The organism is Rhizobium sp. PK7-22 (genome assembly GCF_056530405.1).
Genome location: NZ_CP096514.1, coordinates 785807 through 809056, shown reverse-complemented (window position 1 = coordinate 809056; position 23250 = coordinate 785807). Strand labels below are relative to the sequence as shown.

Sequence of the window (23250 nt, the reverse complement as noted above, 5' to 3'; positions counted from 1 at the left end):
CAGAAATCGTTAGCGGCGAATACCGAGGCTACCAATCAGCTTGGTGTAACGGCCTTCGTCCTTCTTCTTGAGGTAGTCAAGAAGCGAGCGACGGCTGGACACCATCGCGAGCAGGCCGCGACGGGAGTGGTTGTCCTTCTTGTGGCCCTTGAAGTGTTCGGTCAGGTTGTTGATGCGCTCGGTGAGGATCGCAACCTGGACTTCCGGCGAACCGGTGTCGCCTTCGACAGTTCCATATTCCTTGATCAGCGCAGTCTTGCGCTCAGCAGTAATCGACATCGGAAGGTCCTTTCTTAATGAGGATCATAGGGTCGCCAAGGGCCGGGATGTCGTCCAGCCGTGGCCGTGGAAGCAAAGGGAAATGCCATGGGCTTGTGGCCCGGGCACGCCATGCTGGCGCTGCCTATACTCCATTAACCCCCGGAATGGAAGGGGCCAGCGGCAGTTCAGCCGAAGACCCGCTTCGGGCGGAATTCGCCCTGGCCGATCTCGCCGATCGCAATCAGCCGGCCGCGCGCCGTCGCATAGGCGTCGGCCTCCTCGAGCGGCGCATCACGCCCGCGCACGATGATCGGATTGCCCATGCGCAGCCGATGGGCCTGATCGTCGGTGATGGGAAGATGCGGCAGGCTGGAGAGCGCTTCCGCGGTATCGATGAGATAGGTGTCGAGAGCCGCCAGGCGCTCGTCGCGGTCCTCGATCTCCTCGAGCGCCACGAGATCGGCGAGCGGCACCATGCGCTCTTCCGAAAAGGGTGCGACAAAGGTCCGGCGCAGCTGCGAAACATGGCCGTAGCAGCCGAGATCGCGGCCGAAATCGCGCGCCAGCGAACGGACATAGGTGCCCTTGCCGCATTCGACCTCGAACAGGGCACGGTCCGTATCCGCCTTCAGCAGCGTGATGCGATGGATCTCGACCTCGCGGGAGGGGATCTCGACGGTCTCGCCGTCGCGGGCCAGATCATAGGCGCGCTCGCCGGCAATCTTGATCGCCGAAAACTGCGGCGGCACCTGGTTGATCGCGCCGGTGTAATTGGGGAGCAGCGCGTTGATCTCCGCTTCGGTCGGGCGCTTGTCGGAGGTGAGCGTCGCTTCGCCCTCGAGATCGTCCGTCGTGCGCTCCTCACCCCAGCTGACGGCGAACTCATAGACCTTGCGGCCGTCCATCACGTAGGGAACGGTCTTGGTCGCATCGCCGAGCGCAATCGGCAGCATGCCGGAGGCCAGCGGGTCGAGCGTGCCGGCATGACCGCACTTTTGGGCGTTGAACAGCCACTTGATCTTGGAAACGGCTTCCGTCGAGCCGAAGTCTTCGGGCTTGTCGAGGATCAGCCATCCCGAGACGGGGCGGCCCTTGGGTTTGCGCGGCTTGGACATCTTGTCTTCTTATTCTTCGTCTTCGGAGGTCGTGCCATCGAGGTCGCGTCGGACCTCGGGCGACCGCAGCAACTGGTCGATCTTCTGGTAGTTATCGAAGCTGGTGTCGTCGCGGAAGCGAACCTCTGGCATGTACTTCATCTGTCGCAGCTGGCCGGAGAGCCGGCCACGAATGAACTTGGCATTTTTGTTCAACGCTGCGATCACGGCCTTGTGATCAGGAATACCCAGCGGCGTAACATAGGCGGTGGCGACCCTCAGGTCCGTCGACATGCGCACCTCGGAGACGGAAATGACCGTCTTTTCCAGGAGATCGTCGCGAACCTCGCCGCGCTGCAGCACCTGCGTGATAGCGGCTCTTACCTGCTCGCCAACACGAAGCATGCGCTGGGATGGCGCCGAGGAGGTGGCTTTGGTCATTGTAATTCTCTTCCGGAGCGATTTCGCGGTGCCCAGCCCGAAGGCGGCACAACGCTCATGTCAAGTAAAGGCGTCAATGACTCGTGGCGGGGCAAAGGTCAAGGACGGTCTGTCATCCAAATGTCATTCCGCCGCTCAAAAGCCATGACTTGCCCCACCTGCATCTGCTGCCATCTTGACGACCGGCCGGAAATGGACAAGTACAGCATCGTCTCCGTGCCTTAAATCGCGTGGATCAGACTATGGTGCCGGGCCCCTCTGGCGAGAGTTTTACGGCGCTCTCGCGATGTCGGTACCGCCTGCAATAAGCCGGCGGACTTAAAATCATGAAAAGCAATTCTCTGCTCTGCAGCACAGCCAATGGCGGCGTTGCTGCATCCTTCTTCTCGTATCGGTCCTTCACCGGGGAGGCACAGGCATGAGCCAGCCGCATTCCCACACCTCGATCTATGGCTACTTCAAATGGTCGTTCATCGTGACCGTCGTCGGCCTCCTGCTGGGAGCCCTGCTCGGATGGCAGTCCACCGGCACCATCGGCGGCATGCTGACGATCTTCTTCATCTGCGCCGTGCTGGCCGTCCTGGAAATCTCGCTTTCCTTCGACAATGCCATCGTCAACGCCAACAAGCTGAAGGACATGACCCCCGTCTGGCAGCAACGCTTTCTGACCTGGGGCATCCTGATTGCCGTCTTCGGCATGCGGATCGTGTTCCCCCTGCTGATCGTCGTGGTTGCCGCGGGAATTGGCCCCGTCGATGCCCTCGTTCTCGCCGCAAGCCGGCCGGACGAATACGCCCGCATCATGAATGATGCGCATCTGCCCATCGCCGCCTTTGGCGGCACCTTCCTGATGATGGTCGGCCTCACCTATTTCTTCAACCACGAGAAGGACATCCACTGGATCACCGTCATCGAGAAGCACATGTCACGCTACTCGACGATCAAAGGTATCGAGATCGCCTTTGTCCTGCTGCTTGTTCTGCTCTTCTCCAGAATGCTCGACGGCGACGACGCGTCGACCTTCGTGATGTCTGCAATCTATGGTCTTCTCACCTTCCTGGCGGTGGAAGTGGTCGGCGGCCTGCTGGATGCCTCTCAGAAAACCATGACTGAAGCGGCACGCGGAGGCCTGGGCGCCTTCATCTACCTTGAGGTTCTCGACGCCAGCTTCTCCTTCGACGGCGTCATCGGGGCCTTTGCCCTGACACAGAACCTGTTCGTGATCGCGATCGGTCTTGGAATCGGCGCCATGTACGTCCGGTCGATGACCATCATGCTGGTGGAGAAAGAGACGCTGACGCACTATCGCTACCTGGAGCACGGCGCCTTTTACGCGATCCTGATCCTGTCGGTGATCATGTATGTGCAGACGCTCTACCATATTCCGGAAGTCATCACCGGTCTTGGTGGCGCCACCCTCATCGGCATCTCGCTGTGGTCCTCGCTTCGCTACAACAAGCAGGAGCGACAAAGGGAAACAGATCTTGCCCGCGGCCAGATCTGACGGTTATACGAATGTTTGACGATAAGAAGGGGTCCTCGGGCCCCTTCTTACTGTCTTGACTTGACAAACATTATTCAAAAGCTTTGCTGATCTGAGACAGGTCTTGAGAGAAGCGAAGCCGGTCACGGAGGCTGGATGCGTCGACTGAAACTGTTGTCTATGTCGTTTGCCTGCCTCCTTGCAGCGCTTGCCAGCGTATCGCTTCTTCTCCAGGAAGTCCGGGTGCTGTTTCAGCCGCAACGGGCAGAAGCCGGGTTTTACGACCACATCGCTTCGGGCAGCATGCAGTATGCGCCTTCCAGCTATTCGCGAAAACTGGTGCTCGGCGACTGCAGCTTCGCCCTCCTCAACATGTCACGCGCCGGCGGGGTGAACCAGCAATCGGCCCTGGCGCGGACGTGCGAGAACATCAGCCGCGAGATCGCCGGCGTGATGCCGACGAATTCGCAGGCGTGGTACGTCAACGCCCTGGCCCATGCGCGGCTTGGAGACGTAGGCAATTTCCGGGCGAGCTACAGGCGTTCGCGGGAAACCGGACCCAACGAACAATGGATCGCGGAAAACCGCGCGCGGCTGGCGGAAGACATGTTTGCTGAGCTCGACGCCGATAGTCTCGCCTATCACGAGGCAGACCTGACGATGCTTGCCAGCAGCCGCCGCGGCACCCGAACGCTCGCAGAGCGCTACGCTTCGGACGAGGATTTCCGAGAGCGGATCATCAATGTCGTCTCAAGGATGCCGCCCGAGAGACAAAGAGCCTTTTTGAACAACGTGCGGCGCGTCGTCCGGTAAGAACTGCCACGGGGATTGAAGGAATGAGGGGAACTGCCAGTTCGACCTTGCGCTACCGGCTCAACAACTGGAGCGCTGGCGTTGTTGCCGCCGTCGTCCTGCTGACGCCCGTCGCACTGGGCGGCAACCGACCGGCGATCTGGGCGCTGTCGGCGCTTTGCCTCTTCGCCTGGAGCATGGTCTATTTCGCGCGGCTCGGGTTTGCAGAAGCAAACCTGAGGGCAACGGCATCGCTCTATGCGGTCCTTGCCTGGCTCTTCTGGATACTGGCGGGCTACATGGTGTTGCAGTTTCTGCCGATTGCAGACCTTCTCCCCCAATCCTGGCTCTACCTTCCCGGTGGCGTCGACGCGGGCACGCGGATCTCGCTCACCCCCGGAGACACCCTGCTCGGCCTGCTTCGCTGGCTGAGCTATGGCCTGATGTTTTATCTCTGCCTCCAGATCGCCGCCAACAGTTCTCGATCGACCGCCTTCCTGAAGGTGCTGTTCTGGATCGTCGTCGCGCATGCGGCCTTCGGGCTTCTGCTGTTCTTCGAGTTCGAGGACGCCATCCTGTTCATCCAGAAATGGGCCTACCGCGGATCGGCCACCGGCGGCTTCGTCAATCGCAACTCCTATGCCACCTTTCTAGCCATCGGTGCGGTGATCGGTGCCAGCCTGCTGGGCAACACCCTGTTTTCGCCACGGGAGGCGGGGCGCCAGAACCGGCTGCTCGAAATCATCGAGGGAAAGAACGGGGTCATCCTGACGGTCGCGGGATGCCTCGTCATCGGCGTCACCCTTGCCCTCACCACATCTCGCATGGGGTTTGCAGCGGCCGTCTGCGGTGTCGCCGTCGTCCTGCTTCTCAGCGCCTGGCAGGGCCAGCGGCATCTCACCATAGGGGCGCTCTGCATCGGCGCGGTCGCTATCGCCGCCCTGCTGGCAGCCCTTCTCTTCCTCTATGGCGGGAGCCTGGTGGAGCGCCTGGATTCGGTGGAGTCCTCGGCAAACGTCCGGGCAGACCTCTATTGGCAGATCTGGTCGATGATCGGCGACAGGCCGCTTCTCGGCTTCGGCGGCAGTAGCTTCGAATACGCCTATCCGCTCTATCATCAGGCGCCGGTCAACTTCGACATGGTCTGGGACAAGACCCACTCGACCTATCTGGCGCTCTGGACAGGCTACGGTCTGTTGTTTGGCAGCATTCCGCTGGTAATGGTCGGCTGGTGCCTGTTCCAGCTCATCGGCATCCTCCGGCGCCGCCTTGTGGAGGATCCGGGGACGGTGGCAGCCTTCGGTGCCGTCGTCGTGGCAGCCGTTCATTCCATCGTCGACTTCAGCCTGGAGATCCAGGGCGTCACCTACCTCTTCGTCGCCGTGCTCGCCGCCGGCCTTGGCCCACTGGCGCGCCGCAGCCGGATCGCGGAGAGCGCCTGATGGTCCGCAGATTGCTGGAAAGCTTGGCACGCTGGCGTTCCCGTCCCTTCGAGGAAAGTCGGCCCCGGCTCTTCTTCGATGAGGCCCCCGAAGTGGTCTATGCCGTCGGCGACATCCATGGATGCTACCAGCTGCTGCGTAAGATGGAGACGCGGATCGCCGAAGATGCCGCCGCAATCACGGGCGAAAAATGGATCGTCCTCCTTGGCGACTATCTGGACCGCGGCCCACAGAGCGCCGATGTGCTGGATCACCTTCTTCTGCCGCCGCCGGCTGGCTTCACACGGCATTGCTTGGCGGGCAACCATGAGGAGCTGATGCTGTCCTACCTGAGCGAGCCGGACGCGGGCCACATGTGGCTCGGGTTAGGCGGTCAGGACACCTTGCGCTCCTACGGGCTGGACGAGACCGCCGCGAAGCGGTCGTCGGCGAAAGCACTCCTGGCAAGCCATATCCCCCTGGAACACATCGACTTCCTGCGCCAGGCGCCCTCGCTCGTCTCCATCCCGGGGTTCGTTTTCGTTCATGCTGGCTTGCGCTCGGGCGTGCCGCTTCGGCAGCAGTCGGACCAGGACCTGATGTGGATCCGGCCGGACGACAGCAACAATCCTCCCTCGCCCGATTTCGTCACGGTCCATGGCCATACGCCGGTTCCCAGCGTGGAATCCCGGCCCGGCAGAATCAATGTCGACACCGGCGCCTTTGCAACCGGAATATTATCATGCGTAAGAATTGACCGAAGAGGCAAGATTGTTAAGCTTGCCGTGCGATAGATAAGGGGCTGACAATAATGAAGATACTCTCGTTTTCCTGCACCTATCAGGGCTCCGATCAATAAATAGCCTGCCGACAGAAGTTTGAACGGATCCTCGAGGAATAGTATGGAAAGCGAAATTGACCTCCGCAGCCTGCTCGGCATGGTGCGCCGCCAGATCTGGCTGATCCTGTCCCTGGTGATCAGCCTTACCGCCATCACCGCCATCGTCACCTATTCCCTGGAGCCGCGGTATTCGGCTTCCGCTCTTGTGTTCGTCGATACCTCTACTCAAAACATCCTCGAGTCCGACGCCGCCGCGCAAAACGGCAGCACCGACAATGCGCGCGTCGAGAGCGAGGTGGCAATCCTGCGATCGAACGGCGTGCTTGTCGATGTGGTCAACAGCCAGAACCTCGTGGCGGACGATGAGTTCGGGGTGAAGGTCGGAATGCTGGACCGGATCCTGCAGATGATTCGGCTGAAGACGGTCGAACCACCGGATCCATCCGAGGCGGTTGCCGGTGTGCTCAACAACTTTCGCGATGCGATCGCGATCAGCCGGGATGGCCCGACCTACCTGATCAGCGTGACCGTCACCTCCAAGAGCCGGGAAAAGGCAGCTCGGCTCGCGAATGCCTTGACCGAAACCTACATCCGTCGGCAGGTCGATTCGAAGGTTGCAGCCACGGTGGCCTCGCGCGACACGCTGCAGAAGCAGGTCGACAACGCCCGCTCCACCATTGCCGCCAGTGCCCGCAACGTGGATGAATTCATCCTCAGCAACATCAACGACCTGAGGGAGCAGGGCTCCTCCAGTGTCGGTACCCTCTACGACCAGTTGACCAGCATTCAGCAGGAACGTCGCGCCGGACTGTCGCGGGTCGAGACGATCGACGAGACGCTGAAGCGCAACGATCTGGCCACCCTGGTGCAGAATCTGGAGAGCCAGGCGGCCCAGGAGCTTGCACGACAGCGCGAGGCGCTTTCAGCTCAGTTGAGCTCCGCCTCGCCGGACACCACCGCGGCCTTCGACCTGCGGGAAGAACTGCAGAGACTGGACGAGGCGATTGCAGAAGAGGGGCGCCGGGCACTCAGTTCGCTGCGCTCGGACGTTCGCAACTTCGAACAGCAGGAATCATCGGTCAGTACCAACCTGATCAATGCCGTTCTGGAGAGCGATCTGCCGGACGAAACGCTCTCGGCCATCTACGGCCTGCGACAGACGGCCGAGGGGGCAAGACGCGAATTCGACGACCTTTCCGCGCGCCTGCAACGGCTCGACACGCTGGCGGCGCTGCAGATGGCCGACAGCCGAGTCGTCTCAGAGGCGCTTGCGCCGCGCACACCGTCCTACCCGAAAAAGCAGCTGATCCTGCCGCTGGCCGCCATCATGGCCCTGGCATTAGGGGTGGGGCTTGCCTTCGTGCGCGAACATTTCGTCGGCGGCTTCACCAACGAGGACCAGGTGTCGACGGTCCTGCGCCTTCCTCTGGCCTCGATCACGCCTAGGGAGACGGATGAGCCCGCGCGCAAGGAAGATGGCGGACAAAGCCTTTCCGACATCGTCATCCGCTCACCGCTATCGATGTTTGCGGAATCGGTGCGCCGCATCCGGGTGGCAATCGACCGCCATCTCTATAAGACGCATGGCATCCCCGGAGAGGGCAGCGGCGGCACCGTCATCATGGTTTCCTCCGCCTTGCCGAACGAGGGGAAGTCGACGATCGCCCTGTCGCTGGCCCGGACCTACGCCCTCTCGGGCAAACGCACCCTGATCATCGACTGCGACCTGCGCAAGCCGAGCCTGCACCGCCATCTGGGGCTGGAACCCAGCACCGGCTTCGTCGACTTCCTCCGCGGCTCCGACACGGCCGCGACGCTGCCCAAGCTGACGGTGACCGATGTGCCGACAGGGCTGACCGTCCTGCTCGCCGGACGGCGCGGCAACTTTGCGACCGACGAGCTGTTCATGGGGTCCGAAATGGCGAAGATGATCGCGGTCGCCCGCCGCAACTTCGACTATGTGGTTCTCGACACGCCGCCGGTGGAGCCGGTCGTCGACGGGCTTTATCTTGCACGTTACGCCGACGTCATCGCCTTTGTGGTGAAATGGGCGGTGACGCCGCAGACGAGCGCCAAACGCGCCGTGGCAGCCTTGCAGGAAAGCGCGCCGGACGGCACGCCGATCATCGCGGTGCTCAACCAGCAGGAGCGCGCCAAGCTGTTTGGCTACTCCTCCTATTCGGGCTACTACGTGGAATAGGCCTCAATCGAGCTTGTCGAGATAGGGAAGGTTTTCGGGCTGGACCTCCCGCGTCACCCGCTGAATGCGATCGATGGCGCGGTCTCGGGAAATCTGCAGGTGCAGGCGCAATGCGTCTGCCGCCTCGTCTGTCTTTCCCGCCTCCAGCTTTTCGATGATGTCCATGTGTTCGGGCAGGAAGGGCTCGGTTCCATAGAGCCTCGGCATCCATCGGTAGAGGAACCGGTGGGCCACCAGGAGCGCCTGCGGCAGGCTGATCGCCTGCATCAGCGAGCTGTTGCCGCAGTGTCCCAGGAGCGTGATGTGCAGATCCTCTTCCAGATGGTCGAGGTCGGGGCCCGTCAGAACCCCTGCCTGGGCAATTGCGGTCTCCAGCCGGCAGCGTATCGCCGGCAGCAGATCCTCGGGAAGCCGCGACGCCGCCTTCTGAAGGGCGGCCGGTTCCAGGAGCCAGCGCAACTCGTAGAGCTCGCCGACATGATCGGGTGTCATCGCCGGTGCGATCCAGCGTGAACGCTCGTCTTTTCGCACCAGTCCTCGCTGCTGCAGGCGCGCGACCACGTCACGGGCAACGGTGCGGCTGACATCGTAGTAGCGGGCCAGTTCGGTCTCGTTGACGCGCCATCCGGCAAAGGAGGTTCGGGCTGCAATTTCGCTTTCGACCTCACCATAGATGCGCGACCATGTGGAAAGCTGCTTGAGCCGGAGGTCCATTTCGGGAACGACCCCCGCGACCACCCCCGTCGACGCCGTCCCCTTCTGGCGTTTCACCTGATAGCCGCGGCCGCTGCCTTTGTTGAGCAGACCCATGCGCTCCAGCTCCGCCAGCGCCTGGCGCGCCGGGGCGCGGCTGATCCCGAACTGCTCGGCAACCCCCGATTCGCTGAGACGAACGCCTTCCTGCAGAACCCCTTGCGCAATCTGCGCCGCCACAATCTCGAAGACCTGCTGGTAAAGCCGCGGCACCGTTCCGCCCGGACTTCTCACAGTAGATGGGTCCAGCCCAGCCTTGGCACCCGGTGTCATCCTGCCTCCGATCCCTGCAATCCGGCTCCTTTGGATCGTCCAAGGTCCAGTTGCTCGCCCCTTGCCCAACTTAACAGGTTGGCCCTAGGCCTTCAAACACCTCGGGTGATTTTCCGACGCGTTATTCGGAGACGAGAAAGAGACTTGTCAAAGCCATTTTATCGCATAGTGTACACACAAGACGTTGTGCAGCTGGCCTCGGGAGGATGGACGGATGGGAGGACGCCTGACGGATAGACGTGCCTTCGTGACAGGCGCCGGTCAAGGCATCGGTCGCGCCATCGCCCTTGCCATGGCAGCCGAAGGTGCGCACGTCGTGGCCACCAGCCGCACGCTTTCCAAATTGGAAGATCTTCCTCGATTGTCATCTCAGATCCGCATCGCGGAGCTCGATGTGACGGACGGCGACATGATCCGAAAGCGGATTTCAGACGCCGGTCGGCTCGATATCCTCGTCAACTGCGCCGGCTGGGTGCACAACGGCTCTATCCTCACCTGCGAGGAGGAAGACTGGCACAAGAGCCTTGAGCAGAACGCCACCTCGGCCTTCCGGACGATGAAGGCCGTCCTGCCGCAGATGGTCGAGCGCGGGCGCGGCGCGATCGTCAATGTCGCCTCGGTGGCGTCCAGCATCACCGGCGTTGCGGACCGGCTCGGCTACGGTGCCAGCAAGGCGGCGATGATCGGCCTGACCAAGGCCGCCGCCCGTGACCTGATCCGCACCGGCGTTCGCGTCAACGCGCTGTGCCCCGGCACAACCCTCTCTCCCTCACTGCAGGGCCGCATCGACGCCAGCCCCGACCCCGAGGAGATGCAGCGCACCTTCATCTCCCGCCAGCCGATGGGACGGCTCGGCACGGTCGAGGAGATGGCCGCAGCGGCCGTCTATCTCGCCAGCGACGAGACCGCTTTCATGACCGGACAGATCTTGATCATCGATGGAGGCCAGACTTTATGAATGCATCCCCTACCCCACCAGCCGGCGAACCGGTCGTCCATGCGTCCATCGAGGCGGTGGACCGCTTCTGCCGCGCCGTCTTTGCCGCGACAGGTGCGGACGAAGCGACGGCGGATGCCGCCACCCGCGCCATGATGCATGGCTCGCGCCTCGGCGTGGACAGCCATGGGGTTCGGCTGCTCGGGCATTACGTCAAGGTGATGGAAGGCGGACGCGTCAACCGCACGCCAAATATCCGCATCGTCCAGTCCTTGGGAGCGGTCGCCTCGCTCGATACCGACGACGGCCACGGTGCACTTGGGGCCTATCGCGCCATGGAGCACGCCGTAGACTTGGCCGACCAGTTCGGGATCGGCGCGGTCTCCATCCGCAACAGCTCGCATTTCGGTCCGGCCGGCGCCTATGCGATGGCCGCCGCCGCCCGCGGCTTCGTCGGCTTTGCCGTCTGCAACTCCGACAGCTTCGTGCGCCTGCACGACGGCGCCATGCGCTTCCACGGCACCAATCCGATCGCCTTTGCCGTGCCGGTGGACGGTGACGACCCCTGGTTGCTCGACATGGCGACCAGCGCCGTTCCCTACAACCGGGTACAGCTCTACCGCAGCCTCGGCGTGCAGCTTCCGGAGGGCGTGGCCTCGGAGGCGGACGGTCGCGACACGCGCGATCCCTCTCTGGTCGAAATGCTGGCGCCGGTGGGCGGCGAGTTCGGTTTCAAGGGGGCGGGCCTGGCTGGGCTTGCCGAGATCCTGAGTGCGGTGTTTTCTGGCATGAAGCTCAGCTTCGACATCCTGCCGATGAACGGGCCGGATCTTTCCACGCCGCGCGGGCTCGGCGCCTTCGTAATGGCGTTGAAGCCCGGCGCCTTCGTCAGCCAGGAGACCTTCCAGGCCGGCATGCAGCGCTACGTCGAAGTGCTGCGGGCATCGCCTGCCCGTGACGGGCTGACGGTGATGGCACCCGGCGACCGGGAATGGAAGGTTGCGCGGGAGCGCGAACGGATCGGTGTGCCCCTCGATCCGGCGACGCGTGAGGCCTTTGCCACGCTCGCTGAACGCCACGGCCTGACGCCGCCGTTCGACCTTTAGACGGATACCGGCAGGCTCCTGCCGACCGCAGATCCCGCCCTTGGAAGCGGCGGGGACATGTCGAAACCGACAACAAGAGGAGGAGAGCATGCGCAAGTTCATAAAGAGACTGCTGCCCTTGCTGGCGGCCGCCAGTATTGCCGTGGTGGCCGGGCAGACGGCAAAGGCCCAGGACACCTACACGCTACGCTTCAACCATGTTCTGGGACCGGGCGAGCCCTTCCACGAGGGCTTCATGAACTGGGCAAAGCGCGTCGAGGAACGCACCGACGGCGGCTTAAAGATGGAGGTCTACCACAGTGCCCAGCTCGGCGTGGAGGAGGACATCATCGAGCAGATCCGGCAGGGTGCCAATGTCGGACAGAATACCGACTCCGCCCGCCTCGGCAACTACGTGCCCGGCATCGCCGCCTTGAATGGTCCCTACCTGGTGGATTCGCTGGACGAGGTCTGGAAGCTGTCGGACTCCCCGACCGTCCAGGGCTGGGAGGAGGAGCTCGCGACCCAGCATGGGCTCAAGGTGGTCTGCTTCGACTGGGTGCAGGGCTTCCGCCACTTCTTCACCAACACGCCGATTCGCAGCCCCGAGGATCTTGCGGGCCTGCGCATCCGCACCCCGCCCGCACCGATCTGGCAGGAATCGATCCGGTCGCTGGGCGCGGCCCCGACAGCCATGGCCTTCGGCGACATGTATCCGGCCCTGCAGCAGCAGGCGATCGACGGGGTTGAACTCGTCTATGCCAACATCCCCGGCGGCCGCTTCTACGAAGTGCTGAAATACGCCAACGAAACGAAGCACATCATGCTGATCAACTTCCAGGTGGTGAGCGCGCAGTGGTTCGACAGGCTGCCGGCGGATTATCAGACGGCGCTGACCGAGGAATGCCGGGCCGCTGGCCGCGAGACCTCGCAGAAGATCCAGGACATGGCAGAGACGATCAAGGCTGATCTGCAGTCGAAGGGCATGGAAGTCGTCACCGACGTCGATCTGGAGGCCTTCAGGACGGCCGGTCAAAAGGCCTATGAGGCGCTCGGCATCACCGAAGCGAAGAACGCCATCCAGGCTGAACTCGGCAAGTAATCCAACGACGTCCCGGCCGCAGGAAACACCGATGCGCAAGATCTACGACATGATAGGCAAGCTTGAGGCGGTGGTGGCCGGGATCTTCCTGATCCTGATGGTGTTGCTGATCTTTGCGGGTGGGCTTGCGCGCCTGGCGGCCCACCCGCTCAACTGGACGATCGATTTCGCCACCTGCTTCTTCGCCTGGGCCTGCTTCATCTGTGCCGATATCGCCTGGCGGCGTGACGGACTGATGTCCATCGACCTGCTGACCGACCGGTTGCCGGCGCGCGCCCAGCGTGCGCTCACCTCTCTGAACTACGTGATCCTCATGGCCTTCCTGCTGTTCATCGTCATCTACGGGACGCAGCTGGCATGGACGAGCCGGGCGCGCAGCTTCCAGGGGATTTCCTGGATCAGCTATTCCTGGGTCACCGCCAGCCTTCCCTTCGGAGCCCTGCTCCTGACGATGACGACGATCGTCAAGTTCATCGACCTTCGCCGCGGCGGCCATGCCGCCGGCACGACCGCTTGAGGGACAACTCCGATGCTTCTCGTCACCATCGCCTTCATCGTCCTGATGCTGATCGGCATGCCGGTGGCTTTCGCGATCGGAATCTCCGGTGTCGTCTTCTTCCTGCAGCATCCGGAACTGCCGATCACGATCCCGCTGCAGCAGACGATCTCGACGACCCAGAACTTCGCCCTGCTGGCGATCCCGCTCTTCATCATGGCCGGCAACCTGATGAATGCCTCCGGCATCACCGAACGGCTGCTTGATCTCGCCTCGGTGATCGCCGGACGCATGAAGGGCGGCCTGGCGCAGATGTCGCTCGCATTGTCGGCGCTGATGGGCGGCGTGTCCGGCTCGGCGATCGCCGATGCGGCCATGCAGAGCCGCATGCTCGGCAACGAGATGATCGGCCGCGGCATGTCGAAAGGGTTTACGGCCGGCGTGCTGTCCTTCGGGGCGATCCTGACGCCGATCATCCCGCCGGGCCTCGGCTTCATCATCTACGGCACGATCGGTCAGGTATCGATCGGACGCCTGTTTGCAGCCGGCTTCGTTCCCGCCTTCCTGCTCTGGGCAGCCCTCGCCTTCACCGTCGCCATGGTCTCCAGGAGACGGAACTATCCCGCGGCGCGCAGCACCAGGGCTTCCGCACCGGAGGTTGCCGGAGCGCTCCGCGGCGGCATCTGGGCCATCCTGTTTCCGATCATCCTGCTTGCCGGATTGCGCTTCGGCATCTTCACCCCGTCCGAAATCGGTGCCTTCGCCGTCATCTACGCGGTGCTCGTCGGCACGCTCGCCTATCGCAAGCTGAAGCTCACCTCGTTTCGCGACGCGCTCGAGGGCAGCCTCTCTGATGTGGGGGCGGTAATGTTCCTGATCGCGCTGTCGGCGATCTTCAGCTACGGCATTGTCCTGGAGAGGGTGCCCGAACTAATCTCCGGCGCCATTCTTTCCATTACCGACAGTTTCTACGGCGTGCTGACGCTCATCGTGCTGTTCATCGTCGCCTGCGGCTTCTTCATCGATGCGACGGTGCTGATCATCATGCTGACGCCGATATTCCTGCCGCTGATCCGCAACGTCGGTGGCGATCCGGTCCATTTCGGCGTGGTCTTCGTAGTTGCGGCAACCATCGGCAACTTCACGCCGCCGGTGGGCGCCGCCATGTATGCCGTCTGCTCTATCCTGAAGGTGAAGATCGGCGAATACACACGCGAATCGCTGCCTCTTTTCGTCGCGGTCAGCCTTGTCACGCTTCTCTTGGTCTTCGTTCCACAGCTTGTCTTGTTTCTGCCCAACCTGCTGTTTCTTCGTTAGATTATGCTTATGATCGAATACGATGCATTCATATGCGCCGCAAGTCTCGCATTAGCGCCTCTACTTTCCGACCTTCTATCGGAAAACTGTCGCCTGCGATCCTGCCCGTATATATTTTCGTGCCGACAGTAGAGTATTGATTTCTACTAAGGAATGTGCGATTAGCTATGTTAATTAGTGATTAACGCAGGAACAACTTGATTTCCCCTTCGTTATCATGTGTCCATCAAGTGCGCGGCTTCGCATCCCGGAAGCCCCCCCTTACCGAGGAATGTCGAACATGAATGCATTCACGAAAACACGTCTTGCTCTCTCCACGGCCGCCCTTGGCGGCGTGCTGATGTTTGCACCTCTTGCTCACGCCCAGGAGCCAAGCACGCCTGCAGCCGTTGAAGCAGCTGTCGCCGATGCGGTCGCTGACGGTGCCTCTTCTGCGGAGATTGCTGCCATCGTCCAGGCCGCAGTGGCAAGAAACCCGGCTGCTGCCGCGGCTATTGCCGCCGCCGCAGCCGCTGTTGCGCCAGGTGCTGCCGCGCAGGTTGCCGCTGCCGCTGCAGCTGCCGCCCCAGCGGCTGCTGCCGAGATTGCGGCAGCCGTTTCCGCTGCGGCTCCATCCGCTGATGCCGATGAGGTCGCTTCGGCCGCGGCCGCAGGCGCTACTGGTGGCGGCGGTGGAACCGCAGCCGGTGGTGCTGGCGCAGGCGGTGGTGCTGGTGCAGGCGGTGGCGCAGGTGCTGGTGACGGCGGTGGCGTGAACGGAGAAGCCAGCGAAACGCCTTCCGACCCCGAGTTCTCGTCACCAACCTGATCTCAGCGCCTTTGCTGCCTCGTGTCCGGCCGTCAGATCTAGATCTCGCGGCCGGATTTTGCGTTCTGCCAGACGGCAGGATTGCTTGTTGCAATGGTCAGGAAGCGATATCCGGATTGCGCGCGAGTGACGATGCTGGTGCGGATATTGTCCAGCACAAAGTCACCCTTGTCCGTCTTGACGACAAGCACCGCATGAAGCTCGCCCTTGCGTGTCCGTGCCGTTGCCATGCGCAGCGCACCAGCGGGGATACCAGCACTGATGAGACGCTTGCGCTTCGTCAGCGCATAATCCTCGCAATCACCGGCAGACACGCCGACCTTCCAGACTTCGCCTTTGTCTGAACGGTAGCTGACGGACCGATTGACCTGATCGTTGACCCGACGCAGCAGCGCAGCCGTCTTGGATGAATAGGATACGGACGAAACTTCGCTACTGCGGCACTCCCCTTTGAAACGGAGGCAAAAGATCTGGTATCCCACCGGCGCAGCCAGTGTCTGCGAAGCCTTCGGCTTCAGGGCCCGCGTTGCGCCGAGATTGATGGCATCTGCGGAAGTGGCCATGGCAGCAAGGGCTGCGAATGTGAATGCAATCTTCCTGAACATGTTGCTTGTCCTGCCTGTTGAGCTGTTTCTTGTTGTTGGACCGGCTCATCCGGCAGTTATGGCGTCATGCCCTGAGGTAACTCCTCAGCTGTGAACCATCATATCGAATGCTCATCTTCAGCGGCTTAAACTGAACCGTAAAATTGCATGCAACTGCGCGTTTTTGGGTCATCCGGGCAAATACCCGCCAGCATTCCGTAGACGCGCGAGCGGACCGCCGCGCGTGCCGCTTCACTTCCAGCCGCTCCGTGGACGCTTCTTTGGTAGGGCCGAGAGGTGTGATCAGAACAGCGCGTCCATCAGGTCATCGTCGAGGTCATCGGCGACCTTGGGGGCAGCGGGCTCGCTACCGGCGCCGAAGATCTTGGCATGCAGTTCGCGCTCGGCAGCCATGGTGTAGAGCTTCAGGATGCGTTGCCCGACGGTAGCAAAGCCGTTGTTGCCGCCCAGGAAGACAAGCGACCTGCTATTGACGGCCAGGATTTCGACGCAGCTGCGCAGCACATCGCCCAGTTCGGCATCGAAATCCAGACGGGCCAGATGGTCACCGGTTTCCGATTGCGCCGTTTCGCTCTGGGCCGTCAGGCGCAGCAGGCCGTCTTCCATCTTCTCTGCCGCCTCGCGAATAGAGGCCAGCGCACTGGAAAGACGATGGTCCAGCGACGCTCCGTCAGCCTCTTGCGGGGTAACAAGCTCCCCTGCCGCCGTCTCCAGCTCCCGCAGGGCGACCAGAACCCGCTCCGCCGTCTCATCCAGTTGGGCCGCAAAATTGCGCAGCTCCGCCGCAACCACGTTGATAGCCTTGCCGTCCTCGCCGATACGGCTGCAGCGAAGGTTCGTGTTAAGCGCCATGTAATGAATATCGGTGCGCACCAGCTGGATCATGCCGATGCCCGCGGCCAGTTCGGCAACCGTGTCGGCAGTGCTGCGGCTCAATTGGGATGCTTCAAGCGTCACAGCCTCCACTTGCTGGACGGCTGTCCGGGCTGCATCGACTGCAAGTTCCAGGGCTCTTAGCACGCTGTCGCCGTCCCCGTCGCCGCTCATCAGCCGGCGCAGGGCGCCGATCTCCTCAAGATCCGAGCGGAAGCTTGCGACCGTTGCGACGATCTTCTTCGTGTCCCGTGCGAAGTCGCGCGTTGCCTGGTCGAGCTGCAGCGAAACCAGCTGTCGCACCGCAGTGGCCAGCTGCTGCCGTTCGTCTGCGTGCAGATCGGGAGAGGCGAGAGCCTCTTCCAGAATCCCCAGGCTTGCCTGGCAGTGCTCGATCCGCTGGCGCGTCGCGTCGCCGATCTGCATGGCCGAGAGGGCGGAGCCAAGCTTCGTCTGGATCCGTGCGGCGACCGCCTTCACGCTCGCGGCATGCGCGGCAAGCTGCAGGTGGTGATGGGAAATTCGGCCGACGCCTTCCGTGAGACTTGAGACGATCGCCGGGATCGAGCCGCGGTAGCTCTGCAGGATGGTCTGGCCCCGGGTGATCACCGGCCCGAGCCCCTTGCCCAATAGGTCGAGCTTGCCCGACAGGTCGTCGACCTGAACGCGGCCGTCCTGGATCCGCTGCAGGATCTCTTCGGCAAATCCGGAGAATTCGGGAACGCTGGCGCCGGTGATCTTGGCCGTCACCGCGAAGGTGCGCAGGTAACGCAGGGTTTCCTGCATCCGACCGACCTCCGGGCGGAGTTCCTTCTGCGAGTCCAGGATGACCTGGAAACTCTCCTGCCGCGCCGATTCCAGATCAGTGAGTTCCGCCAGTCTGTGCGCGGTTCTCTCAAGTTCATCGGCCGTCTGCTCGGCGGTTTGGGTATCGAGCGAGGTGGTCAGGTGATCGAGCGACTGCACCAGCGCCGTCAGCACGTCCATGATGGACAGCACGGCATTGCCGCCATCCAGGAACCTCTCCTCGATCCGGCCGCGGGCATTTTCGAGGTGCTGAACCAGGAGTGCCAGGTCCGGATCCGGGATGGCCTCGATCGTGATTTGTTGTGCAGTCGCTGCCACTGTGTCCTCGCATCGGCAGCGAGCGCTGCCATCTTGAAATGGGACGGTTTTGACTGTCTGCCTGCGCCTCGGATCAGCCGCAGCGAGACGTAGACCTGCCCCAGAGTTGTGCAGCACGTTTCACCGACGAGAGTTAATTCCTCGACAACCCCGAAGTGGAACCGGCCTGGGTGGTTAACGACTCCATGGCGCCGCAGTGCGAGATGCCACAGGCCATTAGTACATCCCAAGAAGTGAGCCCTGCGACTTAGCATTCCCTTAAGGCTGCCGAAGCGAGTGTGGCCGCAGATCTGCAAGCTGCCATTCACGGCGATCGGAAACAAAGATGTCGTCCCCAGAACCTCTCCCCAACCGCCTTTCGCTCCCCGAAAATCTCACGGTGCGAAGTGCAGGTGACGTGAAGGATCGGATCCTTCTTTCCCTGGCTGGTCATCCCTCCACGGAACTCGAGATCTCAGGCGGTGCCACCGTCGATCTGAGTTTCGTGCAGATCATCGAGGCGGCGCGCCTGCATGCCGACCAGTCCGGAAAGCATCTCTCTCTTTCCCGAAGGGCCGATGGCGCGTTGCTCGGCGTCTTGGACCGTGGCGGCTTCATGGAAGGCATGTCTGCGGACGACAAACAGTTTTGGCTCCACCAGGGAGAAACACAGTGACTGCCAGCATTCTCACAGTAGACGATTCCGCCAGCATCCGGCTGACAACCCGCGTGGCGCTCAGCAATGCCGGCTACACGGTGACGGAAGCCGTCGATGGCAAGGACGGGTTGGCCAAGCTCAACGGCGGACAGTTCGACATCATCGTCACCGATCTCAACATGCCCAACATGGACGGGCTGACCATGATCCGGGAGCTTCGCAAGCTGCCGGCGCACACCGGCGTGCCGGTCATCTTCCTGACGACGGAATCCGATGCGGAGATCAAGCAGCAGGCGAAGGCCGCCGGCGCGACCGGATGGCTCACCAAGCCCTTCGACCCGGAAAGCCTGGTCAAGATCGTCCGCAAGGTTCTCGGCCGATGAGCTTTCCCGATCCGATTGCCGTCTTCCGTATCGAGGCCGCCGAACTCCTCGAACTGATCGAGGCGGGCCTTCTGGATCTCAATGTGAACCTCGGCGACAAGGATCAGGTCGATACCGTCTTCCGCAGCCTGCACACGCTGAAGGGCTCCGGCGCCATGTTCGGCTTCGATGCGCTCGCTGCCTTCACCCATCACTGCGAAACGGCCTTCGACCGGGTGCGCAAGGGCGAGGTTCCGGCCACTCACGATCTCGTGGGTGCCGTTCTGGAAGCCAAGGACCATATGCGCCTGCTCGTCGATGTCCCGGTCGGCGACCATGAGGCGGCCAGCGAAGCACTGCTGGCCAATCTTCGACGGGCCGTGGACGGCGCCGGCACCCCGGCAACCCAGGCTGATCCCGGCACGACCCATTATACCATCCGGTTCTCGCTGCCGCAGGACGCCATGGCGAACGGCACCAATCCGCTCGGGCTGCTCGATGAGCTGCGCGACCTCGGAGACTGCCGGATCGTCGTCGATCGGTCCGCCATCCCCGCGCTCGACCAGCTCAACCCGGTCGATCTTCACCTGTCCTGGACGGTGGAGCTGACCACTTCGGAGCCAAGGTCGGCCATCGACGACGTCTTCATCTTCGTGATGGACGACATGCAGCTTGTGGTGACCGCAGTCCAGGACGAACCGCAGGCCGCGCCCGCCAAGGCCGAGGCCGTGGTCATGGCAAGCGAACAGACTGCCCCTGCCCCCAAAGCCCTTGCGAAGGGTCCCGCGACGGTCGACGCAAAGGCCGCCAAGGCCGCCGAGAACGTTCGCGTACCGGCCGAACGGCTCGACGAGCTGATGGACCGCGTCGGCGAACTGGTGATCGCCCAGTCGCGCCTCAGTCAGCTGGCCGGCGGTAGCGGCGATCTTCAGCTGCGGGCGGTCTCGGAGGACGTGGAGCGCCTGTCGGGTGAGCTGCGCGACACGATGATGGTCCTGCGCATGGTTCCGGTGACGCAGCTTTTCGGCCGCTTCCGGCGGCTGGTGCATGACCTTGCCAATGAAACCGGCAAGATGATCGAACTGGTCACCGAAGGCGAGACCACCGAAGTCGACAAGAGCGTCATCGAACGTCTCGCCGACCCGATGATCCATCTCGTGCGCAATTCCTGCGACCACGGGTTGGAAACCGCCGAGGAACGATTGGCTGCCGGCAAGCCGGCTGCGGGCAAGATCTTCCTCTCCGCCCGCCAGCAGGCCGGCGAAGTGATCATCACCATCAAGGACGACGGTCGCGGCATCGACAAGGAGCGGGTTCGCGCCAAGGCCGAGTCCTCGGGCCTGATCGCGGCCAATGCAAGCCTGTCGGACCAGGACCTCTACCAGCTGATCTTCCAGCCGGGCTTTTCCACGGCGCAGCAGGTGACCAATCTCTCCGGGCGCGGCGTCGGCATGGACGTCGTCAAGCGCACCATCGATGCCCTGCGCGGCACGATCAATGTCGTCAGCCGTCCGGGCCAGGGCTCCGAGATCTCGCTGGCAATCCCGCTGACGCTCGCCATCATCGACGGGCTTCTCGTGCGGGTGGGCTCCGGCCGCTACGTGATCCCGCTGTCGGCGGTCGAGGAATGCCTCGAGCTGTCGATCGAGGAGGACATGCGCTCGCGGGGACGCAGCTTCATCTCGCTGCGCGACAGTCTCGTACCCTTCATCCGGCTGCGGGATCTCTTCCGCACCGGCACGACGCCCGATCCCTTCCAGAAGGTGGTGGTGATCTCGACCGGCTCCGAGCGGGTCGGTCTCGTCGTCGACCAGATCATCGGCGACCACCAGACGGTGATCAAGAGCATGTCGAAGCTCCACCAGGACGTCGGAACCTTTTCCGGCGCGACCATCCTCGGGGACGGCAACGTCGCCCTTATTCTCGACGTCGGCCATCTGGTCTCCGAAGGACAGCAACAGGAGGCGCAATTGCGCGCAGCAGGATGAGCGAAGCAGTCAGAACACTTCCCGACGCGCTCTGGGATGGGCGCGACGAGATTGAGGTGGTCACCTTCGATATAGCCGGAGAGGTCTTCGCGCTCGAAGCCGCGGCTGTTCAGGAAATCCTCGATCTCCTGCCGGAAACCTCTGTCCCCGGCGCCAAGGCCTTCGTCGGCAGCGTCATCAATTTCCGCGGCAAGGTCATTCCGCTGGCGGACATCCGGCTTGCCTTCGGCATGGAGGCCACGCAGCCCACGATCGACAGCCGGATCGTCGTCATCGAACTCGACATCGAAGGCGAGCCGACCCTCACCGGGATCCGGACCGACAAGGTTCACGAGGTTACGACCCTGGTGCGCAGCGCCGGTGAACCGCCCCCAAGCGTCGGCATGCGCTGGCGGCCCGATTTCATCGATTGCCTGGTCAAGCGGGGAAGCGACTTCATCATCCTTCCCAACCTCCAGGCCATTTTCTTTGCCAATCACGAGCACCGGAAATCCGGCTCCAGCACCAATTAAGTCGAAGAGGCACTGCAATGCGCGCGACGATCAAATTCAAACTGGGAGCCGCCTTCGGCTTCGTCATCCTGATGCTGCTGGCTACGGCGGGCTATGGCATTTTCAGCCTGAGCAACCTCAATCAAACGCTCGAATCCGTGATCCAGGGGCCCGCCGAGCGACTGAAACTTGCCCAGGAGCTCAGCAACGAGCAGCTTCAGCAGATCCGCCACCAGAAGAACCTGCTGCTGGCAAGCAATAGTCAGGAGATGCGTGACAGCATCGCCAAGGGGGACGATGCCCGCAGCAAGTTTGACGAGAGCTTTTCTGCCGTCACGTTGCTCGCAACCGAACAGGGCAAGCTGCTCTGGGGCAAGCTGGACGGCTTCACCACGGAGTTCCGCAAGCAGGACGACCAGATCCGTTCGCTGATGCTGGCCGGCAATACGGCGATGGCGATGCAGATCTCCAGCAATGAGGCCCGCGCCGTTACCAATGAGATCGACGCGCTCCTCAACGAGGTGGTGGCCCTCGAAGGAACACGGCTCCGGGATGCCGACCTGAGTGCGGACGAGGATTATGCCCAGACCCGCCTGGTGATGATCGCCGTTGCTGCCACAGCCCTTCTGATCGCCCTGGCTGCCGCCTTCTGGATCGCCATCAGCATCAACCGGGGCCTGCGCACCGCCACCCAGGCCGTTCAGAACGTGGCCGACGGCGATCTCACCCGCTTTGCCGACATCACCAGCCGTGACGAGATCGGCGACATGCTGGGCTACGTCAACACGATGATCGAACGACTACGCGGCGTCGTCGGCGACGCGCTTGCGGCGTCCGACAACGTCTCTTCCGGCAGCCAGGAACTCTCGGCCAGCTCCGAAACCCTGTCGCAGGGCGCCACGGAGCAGGCCTCGTCCGCTGAAGAGGCCTCCGCCTCGATGGAGGAGATGGCCTCCAACATCAAGCAGAACGCCGACAATGCCGCCCAGACCGAGAAGATCGCCCGTCAGTCGTCGCTCGATGCACAGGCCTCCGGCCAGGCCGTCAACCGCGCCGTCGGTGCCATGCGCACGATCGCCGAGAAGATCTCCATCGTTCAGGAGATCGCCCGTCAGACCGACCTGCTGGCGCTCAATGCCGCCGTCGAGGCAGCGCGTGCCGGCGAACACGGCAAGGGCTTTGCGGTCGTTGCCTCGGAAGTCCGCAAGCTGGCCGAACGCTCACAGGCCGCCGCTGCCGAAATCAGCGCGCTGTCGGGCGAGACGGTGACGGTTGCGACCGAAGCCGGCGAGATGCTGAACCGGCTGGTGCCGGATATCCAGAAGACCGCCGAACTGGTCTCGGAGATCTCTGCCGCCTGCCGCGAGCAGGACATTGGCGCCTCGCAGATCAACGAGGCGATCCAGCAGCTCGACAAGGTGACCCAGCAGAACGCCGGCGCTTCGGAAGAAATGTCGGCGACATCGGAAGAGCTTGCTTCGCAGGCGGAGGAACTGCAGGCCTCGATCGCCTTCTTCCGCGTCGATGCGACGGGCGGAAAGGCTGCGAAGACCGCCACGGCGACACAGGTCAGGGCGCCTGCCCAACCCATGTCGCGGCAAGTCGCTCGTCCGGCGCCCAAGGTCCAGAGGCCCGGCCAGTCGGTGACGGCCCAGCAGTCGCGTGCCAAGGGCTTCGCGCTCGACATGTCGATGGGTGGACCCGATGCCGACGACGCCCACTTCCGCGAAAGCGCCTGAGACTTCTGCCGGGCCCTGAGCGGCCCGGCAACCCTCCGCCGCATGTAGCGGCGGATCATCCCTTCGGGGAGCCGCTGGCTGGTGAATGGAGTCGCCCGTCAAGGCATATCATTTCAAGCACCTGGT

At 62.7% G+C, this 23250-nt stretch carries 21 protein-coding genes and 2 pseudogenes; 17 read left to right on the top strand and 6 right to left on the bottom strand.

Features of this window, described 5'->3' with window-relative positions; all coding sequences use genetic code 11:
* Positions 1–9: 9 nt before the first annotated feature.
* The 3 genes from rpsO to rbfA form a co-directional block, all read right to left on the bottom strand.
* On the bottom strand, positions 10–279 hold the full coding sequence (gene rpsO / locus M1E10_RS08575) for a 30S ribosomal protein S15 (RefSeq protein WP_029618953.1): 270 nt from the start codon (positions 277–279) through the stop codon (positions 10–12).
* A 167-nt stretch (positions 280–446) separates the two neighbouring features.
* On the bottom strand, positions 447–1376 hold the full coding sequence (gene truB, locus M1E10_RS08570; RefSeq protein WP_499175935.1) for a tRNA pseudouridine synthase B: 930 nt from the start codon (positions 1374–1376) through the stop codon (positions 447–449).
* Positions 1377–1385: 9 nt separating this feature from the next.
* Positions 1386–1796, bottom strand: coding sequence for a ribosome-binding factor A (rbfA, locus tag M1E10_RS08565; RefSeq protein ID WP_499175934.1), 411 nt, complete (start codon positions 1794–1796; stop codon positions 1386–1388).
* Positions 1797–2214: 418 nt separating this feature from the next.
* Here rbfA and M1E10_RS08560 point away from each other — a divergent pair, with 418 nt between their 5' ends.
* From M1E10_RS08560 to M1E10_RS08540, 5 genes are all read left to right on the top strand, one after another.
* Positions 2215–3300, top strand: a complete 1086-nt coding sequence (locus M1E10_RS08560) for a DUF475 domain-containing protein (protein WP_499175933.1) — start codon at positions 2215–2217, stop codon at positions 3298–3300.
* A 135-nt stretch (positions 3301–3435) separates the two neighbouring features.
* Entirely contained in the window at positions 3436–4092 is a 657-nt protein-coding gene (locus M1E10_RS08555) for a hypothetical protein (protein ID WP_499175932.1), read from the top strand.
* A gap of 23 nt (positions 4093–4115) precedes the next feature.
* Positions 4116–5513 (top strand): O-antigen ligase family protein, encoded by a 1398-nt coding sequence (locus M1E10_RS08550; protein WP_499175931.1) that lies wholly within the window; start codon positions 4116–4118, stop codon positions 5511–5513.
* Positions 5513–6286 (top strand): metallophosphoesterase family protein, encoded by a 774-nt coding sequence (locus M1E10_RS08545; protein WP_499175930.1) that lies wholly within the window; start codon positions 5513–5515, stop codon positions 6284–6286. Before M1E10_RS08550 ends, M1E10_RS08545 begins: the two co-directional genes overlap by 1 nt.
* Positions 6287–6394: 108 nt before the next feature.
* Positions 6395–8533: a GumC family protein gene (locus M1E10_RS08540; RefSeq protein WP_499175929.1), complete on the top strand. Its 2139-nt coding sequence runs from the start codon at positions 6395–6397 to the stop codon at positions 8531–8533.
* A 3-nt stretch (positions 8534–8536) separates the two neighbouring features.
* Here the strand turns inward: M1E10_RS08540 and M1E10_RS08535 are convergent, their stop codons facing one another.
* Positions 8537–9559: a GntR family transcriptional regulator gene (locus tag M1E10_RS08535; protein ID WP_499175928.1), complete on the bottom strand. Its 1023-nt coding sequence runs from the start codon at positions 9557–9559 to the stop codon at positions 8537–8539.
* 214 nt (positions 9560–9773) lie between these two features.
* Here M1E10_RS08535 and M1E10_RS08530 point away from each other — a divergent pair, with 214 nt between their 5' ends.
* From M1E10_RS08530 to M1E10_RS08505, 6 genes are all read left to right on the top strand, one after another.
* Complete coding sequence (locus M1E10_RS08530; protein WP_499175927.1) at positions 9774–10517, top strand: Rossmann-fold NAD(P)-binding domain-containing protein; 744 nt, start codon at positions 9774–9776, stop codon at positions 10515–10517.
* Entirely contained in the window at positions 10514–11602 is a 1089-nt protein-coding gene (locus M1E10_RS08525) for an Ldh family oxidoreductase (RefSeq protein WP_499175926.1), read from the top strand. The genes M1E10_RS08530 and M1E10_RS08525 overlap by 4 nt, the downstream gene beginning before the upstream one ends.
* Before the next feature lie 88 nt (positions 11603–11690).
* Positions 11691–12683 (top strand): C4-dicarboxylate TRAP transporter substrate-binding protein, encoded by a 993-nt coding sequence (locus M1E10_RS08520; RefSeq protein WP_499175925.1) that lies wholly within the window; start codon positions 11691–11693, stop codon positions 12681–12683.
* Between the two features lie 31 nt (positions 12684–12714).
* Positions 12715–13200, top strand: coding sequence for a TRAP transporter small permease (locus M1E10_RS08515; RefSeq protein WP_499175924.1), 486 nt, complete (start codon positions 12715–12717; stop codon positions 13198–13200).
* A 12-nt stretch (positions 13201–13212) separates the two neighbouring features.
* The gene (locus tag M1E10_RS08510) at positions 13213–14496 is read left to right on the top strand and encodes a TRAP transporter large permease (RefSeq protein WP_499175923.1); all 1284 of its coding nucleotides are present in this window, start codon (positions 13213–13215) and stop codon (positions 14494–14496) included.
* A 407-nt stretch (positions 14497–14903) separates the two neighbouring features.
* Positions 14904–15251 (top strand): hypothetical protein, encoded by a 348-nt coding sequence (locus tag M1E10_RS08505; protein ID WP_499175922.1) that lies wholly within the window; start codon positions 14904–14906, stop codon positions 15249–15251.
* A 91-nt stretch (positions 15252–15342) separates the two neighbouring features.
* On the opposite strand, the gene M1E10_RS08500 is transcribed toward M1E10_RS08505, so the two are convergent.
* Both M1E10_RS08500 and M1E10_RS08495 read right to left on the bottom strand, forming a co-directional pair.
* Complete coding sequence (locus M1E10_RS08500; RefSeq protein ID WP_499175921.1) at positions 15343–15909, bottom strand: transglutaminase-like domain-containing protein; 567 nt, start codon at positions 15907–15909, stop codon at positions 15343–15345.
* A 282-nt stretch (positions 15910–16191) separates the two neighbouring features.
* Complete coding sequence (locus M1E10_RS08495; RefSeq protein WP_499175920.1) at positions 16192–17907, bottom strand: methyl-accepting chemotaxis protein; 1716 nt, start codon at positions 17905–17907, stop codon at positions 16192–16194.
* A 325-nt stretch (positions 17908–18232) separates the two neighbouring features.
* Between M1E10_RS08495 and M1E10_RS08490 the strand changes: the two genes are divergently transcribed.
* The 6 genes and pseudogenes from M1E10_RS08490 to M1E10_RS08465 all read left to right on the top strand — a co-directional run.
* The gene (locus tag M1E10_RS08490; RefSeq protein WP_499175919.1) at positions 18233–18562 is read left to right on the top strand and encodes an STAS domain-containing protein; all 330 of its coding nucleotides are present in this window, start codon (positions 18233–18235) and stop codon (positions 18560–18562) included.
* Positions 18559–18927 carry a response regulator gene (locus tag M1E10_RS08485; RefSeq protein WP_499175918.1) on the top strand — a complete coding sequence of 123 codons (369 nt, stop codon included), beginning with the start codon at positions 18559–18561 and terminating at the stop codon, positions 18925–18927. Before M1E10_RS08490 ends, M1E10_RS08485 begins: the two co-directional genes overlap by 4 nt.
* Complete coding sequence (locus M1E10_RS08480; protein ID WP_499175917.1) at positions 18924–20894, top strand: chemotaxis protein CheA; 1971 nt, start codon at positions 18924–18926, stop codon at positions 20892–20894. Before M1E10_RS08485 ends, M1E10_RS08480 begins: the two co-directional genes overlap by 4 nt.
* A complete protein-coding gene (locus M1E10_RS08475) occupies positions 20891–21406 on the top strand; it encodes a chemotaxis protein CheW (protein WP_499175916.1) in 516 nt (171 codons plus the stop codon). Before M1E10_RS08480 ends, M1E10_RS08475 begins: the two co-directional genes overlap by 4 nt.
* Before the next feature lie 17 nt (positions 21407–21423).
* Positions 21424–21858: pseudogene (locus M1E10_RS08470) on the top strand (MCP four helix bundle domain-containing protein); the annotation flags it as partial.
* A pseudogene (locus M1E10_RS08465) lies at positions 21844–23124 on the top strand (methyl-accepting chemotaxis protein); the annotation flags it as partial. The pseudogenes M1E10_RS08470 and M1E10_RS08465, both read left to right, overlap by 15 nt.
* Between the last annotated feature and the right edge of the window lie 126 nt (positions 23125–23250).